The 14,212-nt window shown below is 50.5% G+C and carries 10 protein-coding genes; 1 reads left to right on the forward strand and 9 read right to left on the reverse strand.

Annotated elements, in window-relative coordinates; genetic code table 11:
- Position 1 precedes the first annotated feature (1 nt).
- The 7 genes from ACR9FF_RS20850 to ACR9FF_RS20880 form a co-directional block, all read right to left on the reverse strand.
- Positions 2-2,872 carry an FtsX-like permease family protein gene (locus ACR9FF_RS20850; RefSeq protein ID WP_435164396.1) on the reverse strand — a complete coding sequence of 957 codons (2,871 nt, stop codon included), beginning with the start codon at positions 2,870-2,872 and terminating at the stop codon, positions 2-4.
- A 47-nt stretch (positions 2,873-2,919) separates the two neighbouring features.
- Complete coding sequence (locus tag ACR9FF_RS20855) at positions 2,920-3,972, reverse strand: efflux RND transporter periplasmic adaptor subunit (protein ID WP_317980174.1); 1,053 nt, start codon at positions 3,970-3,972, stop codon at positions 2,920-2,922.
- Positions 3,935-4,672, reverse strand: coding sequence for an ABC transporter ATP-binding protein (locus tag ACR9FF_RS20860; RefSeq protein ID WP_127490665.1), 738 nt, complete (start codon positions 4,670-4,672; stop codon positions 3,935-3,937). The genes ACR9FF_RS20855 and ACR9FF_RS20860 overlap by 38 nt, the downstream gene beginning before the upstream one ends.
- 188 nt (positions 4,673-4,860) lie before the next feature.
- The gene (locus ACR9FF_RS20865; RefSeq protein WP_435164399.1) at positions 4,861-5,871 is read right to left on the reverse strand and encodes an endo-1,4-beta-xylanase; all 1,011 of its coding nucleotides are present in this window, start codon (positions 5,869-5,871) and stop codon (positions 4,861-4,863) included.
- A gap of 48 nt (positions 5,872-5,919) precedes the next feature.
- Positions 5,920-7,431, reverse strand: coding sequence for a glycoside hydrolase family 43 protein (locus tag ACR9FF_RS20870; protein ID WP_435164401.1), 1,512 nt, complete (start codon positions 7,429-7,431; stop codon positions 5,920-5,922).
- A 33-nt stretch (positions 7,432-7,464) separates the two neighbouring features.
- Positions 7,465-7,962 (reverse strand): DUF1854 domain-containing protein, encoded by a 498-nt coding sequence (locus tag ACR9FF_RS20875; protein ID WP_435164403.1) that lies wholly within the window; start codon positions 7,960-7,962, stop codon positions 7,465-7,467.
- Positions 7,962-10,145 carry an ABC transporter ATP-binding protein gene (locus ACR9FF_RS20880; protein ID WP_435164405.1) on the reverse strand — a complete coding sequence of 728 codons (2,184 nt, stop codon included), beginning with the start codon at positions 10,143-10,145 and terminating at the stop codon, positions 7,962-7,964. The genes ACR9FF_RS20875 and ACR9FF_RS20880 overlap by 1 nt, the downstream gene beginning before the upstream one ends.
- 311 nt (positions 10,146-10,456) lie before the next feature.
- Between ACR9FF_RS20880 and ACR9FF_RS20885 the strand changes: the two genes are divergently transcribed.
- Positions 10,457-11,617, forward strand: a complete 1,161-nt coding sequence (locus ACR9FF_RS20885; RefSeq protein ID WP_435164407.1) for a glycoside hydrolase family 27 protein — start codon at positions 10,457-10,459, stop codon at positions 11,615-11,617.
- Positions 11,618-11,813: 196 nt separating this feature from the next.
- Here the strand turns inward: ACR9FF_RS20885 and ACR9FF_RS20890 are convergent, their stop codons facing one another.
- Complete coding sequence (locus ACR9FF_RS20890) at positions 11,814-12,617, reverse strand: AraC family transcriptional regulator (RefSeq protein WP_435164409.1); 804 nt, start codon at positions 12,615-12,617, stop codon at positions 11,814-11,816.
- 55 nt (positions 12,618-12,672) lie between these two features.
- Positions 12,673-14,103, reverse strand: a complete 1,431-nt coding sequence (locus ACR9FF_RS20895) for a glycoside hydrolase family 43 protein (RefSeq protein ID WP_435164411.1) — start codon at positions 14,101-14,103, stop codon at positions 12,673-12,675.
- Positions 14,104-14,212: the final 109 nt, after the last annotated feature.

Below are 14,212 nucleotides of genomic sequence, written 5' to 3' on the forward strand. Positions count from 1 at the left end.
TTTATTCCTCCCCCAGCTTCAGCGCCTGAGCAATCCGCGTCCGGGACAGCCGGTAGCCAAGTATAAGCAGTCCGATCGTGAGAGTAAGGCCTACGATACTGTAAAGCTGCAAATAATCGCTGAGCTTATAGACGATTTCGAATGGCGGAACCTGCTCGGCCGTTGCAAATGACATTTCGAAAAGAGGGACGAACAGCTCGCTGGTCATATTGCCGATTAACACGCCGATAATGACGGCCGCGCCGGAGGTAAGGAGCTGTTCGCTGAGCAGCATGCCGATAATTTGCGGGAATGGAATCCCCATTGCCCGCAAAACCCCGTATTGCAGTGTTCGGCCGGATAAGGCGAGCACCCAGAACAACAGGAAGCCAAAAAAGCTGATCAGCATGGATATGACAAAGCCCAGCGTCATGACTCCATTGATGGCCAGGCGGAACGGATCATTCTTGGAAGTAATCAGCTCCTGCTTCGCGTCATGCAGACCGGTCACATTGATTTTGGCTGCGGTCAATTGATCATAGACGGACTGGCTGGAAACGCCGTCCTTCAGCTTCAGCCACACTTCATAAGGCTCAACAGCCAGCCGGTTCTGAATCGTGCTTAAATGGCCGACGATCAGATTTGGCTTCGTTGGTTTTTCTTCACCATCGGCAGCAGCAGGCAGCGGATTCCAGCCCGGCCAATAATCAATAATGCCGTAGACGGTGAACAAAGCCTCATCCAGTCCGTCCCAATAAATGGTTATCGGATCTCCTGGCTTTACCTTTGCAGCGTCAGCAAGCGACCGCGAGATGAGAACGGCCTTCGGATTGGTCGCCATAAGATTCAGATAGCTGTTGATCGGATAATCGAGAAGACCGTCCTTCATCCAGGCGGTTTGACCGAAATCCTTCGTATCGATACCAACCAGCGTGGCTGCGCCGTTTGTTTTTTTCGCGCTGCCTGCGCTGAATCTGGCCCCTTCCTTCCGGAACACCTTGGCTGATGCTTCAACACCGCTGAGCTCTTGAAAAGGCTGGAATGGCGGTTCCGTATATTGCACCCGCTTCTCGCCGGAATTGTCTCCCATCTGATTCTGAAGCTCGGCCCCCTGCAGGCTTGGCGGAGGAGCGTCGCTTTCCCATCGCGTGGTCAAGGTCATATCTGCGCCAATGTTATATTGGATTTTGCTTTCCATGTTATCGTTGATGGTCCGGGCCGCATTGGCACTGAACAAACCGGTAGATACCGTCAAAATCAGAAATACTTTGATCGTCAAATACTGGCCTGAAGAACGGCTGATTTGTATAAGCGTGTTGTACAGCGCCGGCGGCCACCACTTGCGCCCGACCCAATAAACAAGCCGAATAAACCATGGATAAATTCTTAGCACCAGCAGTCCGGCTCCCAGCGCAAATAGCGCGGGCATTAAAAACAGCAGCGGATCCACCTGCAGGTCATCCGAATTCAGGGCCAGACGCTTCAAATCCTCCTGCCGGTTATTGAAATTGTAGAGCAGATACAGAGCCAGGCCGGCAAGCAAAACATCGATGCCTGTCTTGTGCCAGAAGGAGATCCTGGTCAGTCTTGCCGCCTGCTGCTTATGGCTGACGATCGATACCCGCGTTGCGAGAAACGCCGGGATCAGGATAAGTACGATCGCTCCGCCTACAGCCGCGGCCGCAATCTTGTACGCATTGCTTGTCAAGCTGACCTCAAGAGCAGAGCGCTGCACAAATTCAAGAAATCCGCTCGCGGCCCCCAATACTTTCGTGAAGGTAACGCCAAGAAAAGGACCCACGGCGAGTGCGCTAATTCCAAGCACCAAGCTTTCCAGCGTATAAGCCGTCATAATCTGGAGCCGGCTGGCTCCTCGGCTTCGAAGAACTGATATTTCCGTTTTTTGCCTTTCAATGACGAGATTTGCCGCCATATACAGATAGAAACCAAGCATGAGCATCACCGGAGAATACAAAGACAGCATCATCACATCAAGTTTATCTTGCTTGCCTTGATAGGAGGCTATCGTCTCATTCGCGGGAATATTAATCTCTGCGGAACCAAGCCGTCCGCGGAAATAACTTCGAATCGCCCGATTGGCTTCGGTAAATGCCTCGATCTTATCAATGCTCATCTGCTTGTAGTCCAGTGCATAACGCCATTCCAGGTCGGATACTCTTACCTTGCCGTCCTTCGCAATAAATTCGCGCTCGAATTGCTGGAAGGGAATGATAAATCCGTCAGGCTCATCCGTCGCCAGAAAAGGCAAATATGGATCTGCTGCAGGATCGGTATCGATAATCCCCACCGGAATGACCCGGAACAAATGCTTATCCGCCGTCTCCGCCAGAAGTTCCTCCCCTAAATCGCGTTTAACGGAATTCAGAAACTTTTGCGTAACCACCGCTTCAAACAAGCCGTCCGTGCGGTCAACCGGCATTCGGCCGTCAATCAGACGCACTCTCTTTTCCATATCGGACAACGATTTGAAGCCTCCCGTTGTCTTTTGCGTCTTCTTCTCCTGCTCTGATGCATCCGCCCCGTACACCTTCATCTTTTGGGTGAAGCGCTGCTGATAAAAGGACAGCGCCTCCAATCCCATCCGCTCTGGAATCGATTGAATGTACCGGTCCGCGCGTCCAATTGCCTGAGCCGTTTTCTGATCCATCTTGGTCGAAGAAACCGATGTGCTGACCCTCACGTAACCGGGATATACGGAATTCTTGCTTTGGACCAGCTGAAGCTCCTTCTGCAGAGTCCTCTCTAGAATGGCATTCGAATAAAGCGGCATTGAGCTGAAAAGAGCCACGCATACGGTCAGACCAAACCATAAATTCAGCTGAAGCCATTTGTTGTTTGCCATCTTGCGGAGAATCATTGTCCATAATGCCATGCGTACACCTCATTCTTGCGCCCTGTCATCAAGGCTTCGTTATACCGTCAATTGTTCAGAATGACCTGCTGTCCTTCCTCAAGCCCCTTAACGATCTCCACCTCGGTTGGGGTTGTTAGACCCACCTCGACATCCACTTCTTTTTTCCGCTCGCCGTCTGCAACCTGTACATAGGATCGGCCCATGTAAGACCGGATCGCCTTACGGGGCAGCACGATGGCATTTTCGCGTTTTTGAAGTTCAATGGTCATATCGGCGCTATGTCCGATTTGAATGCCGTCTGGCGCATGATCGATCCCCATAACAATGGTTACGGCATTGCCGTTCGGCTTTGCCTGATCCGTGCTGACCGGAGCGCTCGATGGAGACTGCAGCACTTTACCCGTATAGTCCTTTCCCTTGTACTTCAGGCTGACGGGCATTCCTGCCTCCACGCCAAGCACATCCTTGGCATCCGATGCCACATAAGTCAATTGCATGCTGGAGGGGTCGGCCACCGTAACGATGGTTTGATAGGCATTTACGCGGTCCCCCGTTTTAATGGAATCGACGTAGATCACCGTTCCCGAGATTGGGGAGTACAGCTGCGACTTGTTAAGCCTGCTTTGCATGGCCTGCAGCGATATTTGTTCCCGTTCAAGGTCGATTTCCTTGAGCCGTTTGTCTGTTCCGGAAGCTCCATCCCTCACGGCTTCGCTATACAGAAGCTGCACCCGCTCTACGCTCAGCTTTTGCAGCCTTACCTGCAGCGCCAGATCCTCTGTCTCCAGCTCAGCCAGCAGGTCGCCGGCCTTCACCTCTTGCCCAAGCTTGACATTAACGGATTTAAGCTGTCCGCCCGATTCGGTAAATGACAGCGTCTTCACATTCGAGGAAACAAAGGTTGCCGTACCCTTCAGCGAGGTTTGAATACTGCCGCGAGTTGCCTCCACCAGATCAAGCTTTTCCTGAACCGGCTGAATAAGCGGTGGCTGCAGTACCGCTTCTTCGCGGGGAAGAAGAGAACAGCCCGACAGTGTTAATGCAATGATTGCAAAGACAGCAGCCCGCTTTGTTCCCCTGCTAGATAAGAGGCGCATGATTCGTTGTTTCGGATACAATTTTTCCATCCTCCAATGCAATAACATGATCGACGAGCTCCATAATACCCGGGTCATGCGTAGTAAGCAGAATCGTCATTCCGGAACGGTTAACCAGATCCCTGAATACCCGCATCACCTGCAGTCCCATTCGGCTGTCTAATTCCGCAGTGGGCTCGTCTGCGATCAGAAGCGCAGGTTCATGCGCAATGGCACGCGCAATGGCCACTCGCTGCTGCTCTCCACCGGACAACTCCATCGGACGATGCTTCATCCGCTCCCGCATGCCCACCCGTTCGAGAGCCCGTTCGGCTGCTTCCTTGTTCCCTTTCACCTGCGTGCCTGCTATCCGAAGCCCAAACTCCACATTCTCGTAAGCGGACATAAGCGGAATCAGCCCGAACGACTGAAAGACCAATCCGATCTCCTTGCGGCGCAAGGCATTCCTCTCTTTGGCCGATAAGCCGGTCATTTCTATCCCTTGAAAAAAAACCTGCCCTTCAGTGGGCTCATCAAGCGCGCTTAAAATATTAAGCAATGTTGTTTTGCCGGAGCCTGAACGTCCTTTCAACGCGACCATGGAACCGGCCGGAATATCAAGTTGGATATCTGACAGAGCCGTAACTCCGGCATTCCCTTTCCCGAATACCCGCTTTATGCCTGTTGCCTTAAGCAGTGTTTCTCCGATTGTTACTGCCTGTTCTGCCTGCTTGGCCAGCATGATTCTTCCCCCCTTTCCCTTTTAACGCCCCTATTTCTGCCTTCTTTAAAAAGTGTAGTGCTAACAGAAAGAGGCAACAACCTGTCGGCTTTTGGTATAACACCTGCCAAGGTATAGAAAGTGCCGCAAGCTTACGAAGCCAAAAAAAGCACGTTCCATTTGGAACGTGCTTTACTCTAAGCTTCCTTCTATTGTCCAATAATCTCCTTAACCACTTCTTTTGGACGCTGCTCCGTATCGAAGAGAAGAGGCCAGTTTTTCCTTCCTCTGACCGGAAAGTGATCCAGCCAGGTATAATCATCCGCCGCTCCCCAGAAGGTTACGCTGGTCAGTACGTCCTTATATTCGCGGAACAGTTCGAAAAATTGCTTGTATCTTTCTTCCTGCAGCCGAATCATATCAGCCGTAGGGGCCGTAAGATCGGTTCGTCTATCGTCAAAAGCAAACATGGACACATCCATCTCGGTAATTTGCAGCTTTAAGCCAAGCGAAGCATAACGTTCGATAGCTTCCCGGATCAGATCCAAAGACGGATCAAACAGATTCCAATGCGCCTGGAGACCGATGCCGTGAATAGGAGCTCCGTTTTCAAGCAGCGCTTTCACGAGGGAGTAAATCTTTTCTCTTTTGCCAGGGTTGCATTCATTGTAATCATTGTAAAACAGAAGAGCATTTGGATCGGCTTCATGGGCAAAGCGGAATGCCTGCTCAATGTAATCCTGTCCGATGCCATGCAGCCATTTGGAAGGACGCAAGCTTTCTTCGCCGTCATCCGTCACGGCTTCGTTTACGACATCCCAGCAGTAGATCGTATCCTTGTACCGATTCACGACCGTCTCAATGTGTGACTTCATCCGGGCAAGCAGCAGCTCGCGGCCGGCTATTCCTCCATGACCGTCCTCAAACACCCAGTCTGGCGTCTGATTATGCCAAACCAGCGTATGGCCTCTAAGCTTCATGCCATTCTCACGGGCGAAGCCCGCAATCTTATCTGCTCGCTCGAAGGTGTACAGCTGTTCCATAGGATGAAGGCTCTCAAACTTCATTTCATTCTCAGCGGTTATGCTGTTGTAGTGCTCATTCAACAGCTCGCTCTGGCTGACGATCGTGCGATGATTAACCGCCGCACCAATCAAAAAATCATTTTGAAATGCATCGGCTAACGATTGCTTATCCCGCTTATTAACTGTACTCTCCATGCTTAATCGCACCTCTTCTTCCTTTGAAATTTTACTACCCGAGCCTTGTTAAACCATTCTTGTATAACGGAAGTAGTCAAAATCAACATAGCCCCCGGATTGCTTGGTTGCATAATTGAACAAGCCAATCCGGTAGCCCATGAAATGGTCCAGCGTGTACTTCATCTGCAATGGGCGTCCGATCGCTTTCCACTCTGCCCCGTCCTCCGAATAATAAAAATAGGCAAGATCAATGCTTTCGCGGAAATCAAAATCAATTCTCACATAAATCCGGCTGCCGTTATATTCAAGCTTTTCCACGGCTTCCATTCCGCCGTCGCCTCGGTTTATCCCCATTACGACATAACGCTCACCATTGTCCTCCGCTTGTATGCCCACTGTGCCATACCCGCTTTGCAGTGCGACAAGACCGGCATAATCACCGTCTTTCATAGCGGACAAATCAAGCACCGTTGTTCCGCTGCACGCCGGCCCTTCCGTCCGCTGGGTCAGCGTGTTGCGAGCCAATACGACACGATCAACGATATCGCCGGTTTCCAATCGTAAATAACCCGGCCGGGCAGTGACCGACCAGCGCGAATTGTCCGCATTATGATTCCATTGCCAGTTCAATGCCAGCTTGTTCTCTTCATAATCAAACTCATCGCTGATCACGAGCGGCATAGACACCGACTCCGGTAAATTCGTCTTAAATGTTACAGGCGCTTTGCCGCCGTCGCCAATCACCGGCCAGCCATCCTGCCAAGTCAAAGGCAGGATGCAAGGAATCCGTCCGACCGCATCATGATCCTGGAATAAGAAGGCATACCATTCACCGGCCGGTGTGTCGATGATTCCGCCTTGCGCAACTCCCTTGTTGTGATAGCCGAGATCATCATCCAAGATGACTTTATATTCATAAGGCCCAAGCAGCTCCTTGGAGCGATAGCACAGCTCTCTGCGTCGGCCATGTCCGGTTCTTGGCCAGTCGATAAAGAACAAATAGTAATAACCATTCATTTTATAAGCATGACAGCCTTCAATACGCAGTCCAATGCCATCCCGCTCCCCTTCAAGCAGCAGTTGACGAATTCCGTCAGGCTTAATGGAAGCTGCATCCGCTGTTAGTTCGGTAATATAAATATCTCCATTGCCGCTGAACACAAAGACGCGGTCTTCGTCGAAGAGGAGTGCCGGATCATGCAGCAGCCCCTTGATCACCGAGCGTTCCCATTTTCCATTCTCAACATCTTCGGTCCGGTAAATATAAAATTGCTGCATATCGTTACTGGAGAAGCAGACATAGAAGGTTCCGTTATGATAGCGCAGGCTGGATGCCCAGGAGCCTTTTCCGTAAATACCTTTGCCGTCCGCTAGATTGTGGGCAGCATGATCTTCGATCCTGTCAAATACGTAATTGACAATCTCCCAATCCTTCAGATTGCGAGATTTCATAATCGGACAGCCGGGCATGGAGTGCATGCTGGTGCTAACCATGTAAAAAGTGTCTCCTACGCGAATCATATCAATATCCGGTACATCCGCCCACATAATCGGGTTCGTTATAATAGTACTGCTCATTGGAAGTTCCCCTCTCTTTTTTGATTAATAGATTTAAAGGACATCTTCCAGCTGCCGCCTGCTGTGGGCATCAAGAATTTGCCAATCGGCAATCTCGCAGCGTTTGCCATTCATATCCGTCAGAACGATCCGGTTGCCTCCCGGGAATTGAAGATGCTCGTGCAGATTTCTCATCGTCAGCCGCGTTTCGCCGAGATGGGTCTCGATTTCCCATATCCACAAATCCGACTTAAACTTCACGCTGGTTAAATGTTGTACTTTAGGCAGAAAATATCGGAATTGAAGTTCCTTCTCCAGTTCAGCGGCGCATTCAGCCGACAATTCCGCAATATTGCGGATAATGCCTAGCTCTTTCCCCTCAGTCGTTCTTACCGAAATATATTCGGAAGCAAACCGGAAAGGAAAGGTCCGGTAGATAACTAGTTCTTCGTACGGTTTACCGTCCACCACGCCTTGCAGAACGCCGCCCTTGCCGCGGCTGAAGTAGATCTCTTCCGGCTTAAACATCCGGATATCGTATAGGTCTGCCATCAGCCTTCTACCCCCTTAATCTGAGACAGCTCTTTCTGCGCATCCACAAGCTTGCGGTAAAACCCTTTTTCCTTGCCCAGAAGCTCTTCATGGGTGCCGACCTCAACAATTTTGCCATGGTCCAATACGACCAGCCGGTCTGCATTGCGGAGTGTAGACAGCCGGTGGGCGATGGCGAATGTCGTCCGGCCTTGGATAAGCCGGGAGATCGCCTCCTGAATCTGCTGTTCTGTTTCCGTATCAACGGATGCTGTCGCTTCATCCAGAATCAGAATGCGCGGATCATGGATAATGGCCCTTGCAATTGCCACGCGCTGCTTCTCGCCGCCGGAAAGTTTATGCCCTCGTTCCCCTACGCGCGTGTCGTAGCCGTCCGGCAGACGGACAATAAACTCATGCGCATTTGCAATTTTGGCTGCCCGCATAATCTCCTCGGGCGAAGCATCCGGCTTCGAATATGCGATATTATCCGCTATGGAACCGTCGAACAGGAACGTCTCCTGAAGCACAACGCCGATCTGCTTCCGCAAATCGGATTGGCTGATTTCCCGGATAGAGATACCGTCGATATAGATATCTCCTTCATCCGTATCATAGAACCGACAGATCAGATTAATAAAGGTCGACTTGCCTGCTCCGGAATGCCCCACTAGGCCAATCATCTCGCCCTGCCTCACCAGGAGATTGATGTCTTTCAGTACAGGATGATGCTTCTCATAGCCATAGGTGACGTTATCGAATCGAACCAGACCTTGAATGGTGCCAAGAGCTGCTGGCTGATTAGCTTCCGGAACTTCCGACGGCGTATCCATTATTTCGAATACCCGGTGGGCGGCAGCCATGGCATTGCTTGCCCAGTTAATCATTTGGCTGACCCATTGCAAAGGTCCAAACAACATGCCGAGATAAGCAACAAGAGCCATTAGAACCCCAAGCTGCATATTCTCATGAAGCACCTTGTTACCGCCGTTAAACCAGATGAGCAGCGTCCCTATTCCCGCAATAAAATTAAAAGCCGGGAACATGAACTGCCATAGTCCCTCCATCCGGATATTGTTCCGAACCACTTCGACATTGGCACTTGCATAACGGCTCATCTCCTCCCGTTCCCTGCCAAATGCTTTAACGACACGGATACCCTGCAACGAATCGCCAACAAGCGTATTCAAGCGGAAGATGGAGCGCCATTGCTGGTACCAGCGGCGCCCAATCTTCGGCCAGATCGTCATCGACACTGCGATCATGACCGGTACGGGCAACAGCGCAAATAGCGACAGCTTCCAGTCCAGGCTCAGCATAATAACGAATATCGCGACGATTCGCAAAGATTCTCCGCACACAAAGACGACCCCGTCTGTCATGAACTGCCGCATCGCTTCCGAATCGCTGTTCACGCGCCCGATAAACTGCGAGGTTTGCCGGCGGTCGAAGAACGAGATGGAAAGACGCATTAAAGAACCGTATATATCCTTGCGAAGATCCCCCATTAGCTTAGAGCCGACCCATACGCCGATGTATCCTCGCACAGTCTGCATGACGGACAGCATCAAGGTTGTAACGCCTAATCCTAGAATAAGAAATAATAATATAGAGCCCTTATTCTGGGCCTGAAGCACATCGTCGATAATGACTTTTGTCAAATAAGGCGGAACCAACTCAACCAATGTGGTCAATATAAGCATGCAGGCCGCTGCTGCCAAATGTCCTTTATAGGGCTTGGCGTAGCGCAGCATCCGGGCAGCGGCTTTACCGCTGTTCATGCACAGCTGGCAAACCTTCGTGCCTTCATGAAGCGGATTGCCGCAGGTTGGGCAATGCTTAGGAACATCTCGCTCCGATAATACCGGCAGTTCTTCTCTCTTCGCAAGCGCACTGATCAGCTTTGCCGCGAAGTTGAATACCGGCGTCATTGCTGCCGTATAACGCGCTATAACAACGGGACAATCAACGGTATCCGCGAGCAGCATGCCACCTCCTACCGCTGCGACAGCACGTGCTTCTTTCAATTCGCTTACTGCAAACTGAATAGCCGGCGAACCATCTTTCTGCCACACCCTGATGTCTTGGTCCGTCACTGCCAGCCATTGTTCTCCGAAGCGGCCGTCGAACAGCAGGTCGGTTTTTACGCTAAACAGCAATTCTCCTGTTATCTGCTTCCGCAGCTGCTCAGGCAGTTGATCCATAATGGACATAGTCTCCTCCTGCTTAATTGGATATAGCCGTCACATCGTAACTGACACAACAAGGAAAGTTTAGCTCTACCCGTCAGCTCCAGCAACCTGCCGGATTTCGGCTCTATTACCCGTCAAGTTATAGATAACCGGCACAATTCATATAGGGACAAAACATAGCCTCAGCAGAAACAACAATTGTCCATATAGAAGCAACGTCAAGCTATAGGCTGCCGCAGGCAACCTATGTTTAAATACTTACGAATCATTCAAATTTCAAATCCAGCCCTTGTCTGCGGGCACAAGAAAGGAATGTGTAACTTTTGGATAAGCCTCTTGGCATAACTCCCGCTATGGGATGGAATTCATGGAACACTTTTACCTGGGACATCAATGAGCAGTTGATCCGGGATGTTGCCGACCGATTCGAATCGGATGGATACAAAGCGGCAGGTTATGAATATATCGTCATTGATGATTGCTGGAGCCTGAAGCAGCGTGATCAGCAGGGAAATCTTGTTGCTGATCCAGCCAAATTCCCAAGCGGGATGAAAGCACTCGCCGATTATATCCACTCGAAAGGCTTGAAATTCGGGATGTATTCATGCGTTGGCACCCATACCTGCGCAGGCTTTCCCGGCAGCTTTGAGCATGAATTTCAAGATGCCCAATTATTCGCTGAGTGGGGCGTCGATTATTTGAAGTACGATTATTGCTTCAAGCCCCGGCATATCTCGGGAGAGCTGCTGTACAAGCGAATGAGCCTTGCCCTTAAAAACAGCGGAAGGGACATTCTTTTCTCTGCCTGCAACTGGGGCGAAGATAATGTCTACCAGTGGATACGTGAGTCAGGTGCCCATATGTACCGGTCAACAGGCGATATTCAGGATCACTGGGATTCGATCAAAAATCTGGCCCTATCACAGCTGGACAAGGAATGTTATACCGGATCCTTCTGCCATAATGATCTGGATATGCTGGTTGTCGGCATGTACGGGGGCAGCAATAACTCGTTTATCGGCAGTAAAATAGGCGGCTGCAGCGACCATGAATACAAGACTCATTTCTCATTATGGAGCTTAATGGGTTCACCGCTCATGATTGGCTGCGATATCCGTACGGCTAATCAGGAAACCAAAAATATTTTGCTCAACCCGGATCTGATCGCTATCAATCAGGATATCGAAAGCCGCGGAGCCTATCGTATTAAGCCGGAGCCCCAATGGTTCCATGCGGATGATGTCTTTATGCTGGTAAAAGTACTGACGGACGGCGACGTGGCTATCGGCTTCTTCAATCTAAGCGATAATCAGCGGGAGCTGTCGCTGCAATTTTGGGATATTGGTCTTCCTTATGCTTCCGGCTTCTCCTTATCTCTGTATGATTGCTGGGAGCATAAGGAGCTTGGCGTGTTCAAAGAGAGATTCGCTCCCGTAGTGCCTGCGCATGACTGCCTGATTGTCCGTGCCAAGCTGGTTAAATAATGAGCAGCAAAACTTGCATGAACTGCCAGGCCTCTCTTCAGGCGGATGATAGAGCGATATACATGAAGCTTGTCTCCAGAACGGCTCAGCAATTCTTGTGTATCGATTGTCTCGGAGCAAAGCTGAACTGCGGACGTGAGCCCATTGAGAAGCTGATACGCTATTTCCGGGAATCCGGACACTGCGTCCTCTTCCGTTAATGCTTCTCGTCCCGACCATGCAGCGTCATATACTCGGAAGGTGTATATGACGTTGCTTTCTTAAATACCTTTGAGAAATAAAGCTGGTCTTTGTATCCTACCGAACAGGCGACCGACTTGATAGACAAACCGGACGACATCAGCAGCTCACGGGCTCTCTCCATCCGGTATGCGGTCAGATAGCCGGAAACAGACATTCCGGAAGCCTCCTTAAACAAACGAAACAGATAGCTCCGCTCCAAGCTGACCGCATTCACAATATCCGATACCGTCAAGGTTGTCCGCCAATAATTAATCATGATATATTCCTTCGCCAGCTGGACATAATCAATCGGTTGAGCTTCTCTTGGATAGAACTCCACATAATAAGAAAGAAGCAGACGTAATTGAGCTTCCGTTCTCATTTTTTCAAAGTGCCTCGTATCAGCGCCTACGACCTGAGGGAAGTAGGGTTTTAAATCAGCCGGGCATGCGGCAACTACAGGATTATCCGGCTCAAGCCCGGTCATCGCTATCAGCCTCTCCGCCTCATCTCCTTTAAACTCGATCCATACATATTCCCAAGGATCCTCGGGATCAGGGTAGTAGTAGATCTCCGTTTTCGGAAAAATCATAAAGCTGTCGCCTGTCGATAACGGATACTGCCGATTATTCGTCTCCAGCGTTCCCTTCCCGCTGATTATAAAATGCAGTGCATAAATATCACGTACGCCAGGTCCCCACTTATGCCTGTTGGCGGGCTTATAGCCGCTATAGGTACAAATTAACTGACTGCTGTTAAATGCATCCAACAACCTCATAAAATTTCCTTTCCAAAAAAAGACCGCGGCTTTGAGTCGCCGCGATCCTCTCCTATTATTGGCCGAACTGCCAGCTGTGCAGCTTAAACAGCTTGCTGTCAGGCTGTCCCTTGAACACGAGGTATAAGTCATGTACGCCTTCTGCACCGCTTACCTCCGTTTGGTATTCCGTCGCTTGGTCACCCGTTGCCCGAACCGGCAAGGTTCCGATCAGCTTGCCATCCGCCGCATCCAGCCGCAGCTCAACGATTGCAGCTGCGGATACTTCCGATACCGAAGCCGCAAAACTGGAAGCGCCATTGCTTCCGAAATCAACCTTGGATAACGCTATCCAATCGCCGCTGTCAATATCGGTTACCGTCAAGCTGCCATCCGAGGAAGCTTCCGTGGCAATTCCCGCATTCCATCCTATCGTTGCCGCCTCTACGGACTCATAAGGATTAAATAATTGCACTTGAGCCGCGCCTTCGTAATTCGCCGTAATCTCCTGAATCGACCGATCGGCATCCTGGAACTTAAGCTCATTCAGATGCGTAGAACGGTAACCCTTCGGAACTCCCATCGCTTTCGACAAGGTTTGAGCATGGTAAGCAATATACCAGGCATTCTTAAACTCGAAGATGACGTGATGATTGTTGCCGCCTACTCCGAAGAAATGTCCGGGATTTTTCAGAATCGTTCCCCGGTACGTCCACGGTCCCATCGGACTGTCGCTGGTCATATAAGCGATCTCTCCTGCAGGAGGGCTGCCCTCCGGACGGTCGCCGTTATAGAAGTTCGAGCAGTACGTAAAGTAATAAGTCCCGTTATATTTGTTAATGCCGGCATCCTCAAACATAAACGGGGCCGGGATAACCTGTGCTTCGCCTACTACGCTGATCATATCGTCTCCAAGCTGCATCACCCGTGCCGTATCCGGACTTTCGTCCTTGCCCTCCGGCACACCGCCGCCGAAGTAAATATACGCCTTGCCGTCATCGTCCACGAGCACGGCCGGATCGAATAACCAGGTAACCTTCTCAACGCCTGAAGTTGATCTTAAGATCAGCGCTTTTCCGATGGGATCCTTCCACGGGCCGATTGGGCTGTCACCTTCCAGCACGCCAATTCCGCTCGCATTATTCGCAAAATAAAGGAAAAACTTGTCTTGTCCATTAATGACCTTATGGGCAATAGCAGGGGCCCAAGATTGCGTGGCCCATTTGGCAGCGCCTTCAGAACCTGCAACGTTGATGATCCCGTGATCCGTCCAGTTCACCAGATCCGCAGAGGAAATAATGCCAATCTTGTTAATGTTGCCGTACGTATTATCCTTCACGCTTCCGTCCTCGCCGTATTCGAGCACGTCATTCGTCGTATAAAGATAGACGCGGCCATCAAACACGAGAGCGTAAGGATCCGCCCCGAATTTATGCGAAACTAGCGGATTTCCTTGCGGCGGTACTTTACCTACTGCGCTAGCCAGTTTTACCTGTAAATCTTCCATTGTTAATTCCTCCTGATTCGTTATCGAATGATGGGATGTGATCAATAGTATGAGAACGGCTGTAAGGCAGCCTAGTCCTGCAACAATGTTCAATTTTATTCGTTTTTTC

The organism is Paenibacillus glycanilyticus, from assembly GCF_051200795.1.
GTDB classification, from domain to species: Bacteria; Bacillota; Bacilli; order Paenibacillales; family Paenibacillaceae; genus Pristimantibacillus; species Pristimantibacillus glycanilyticus.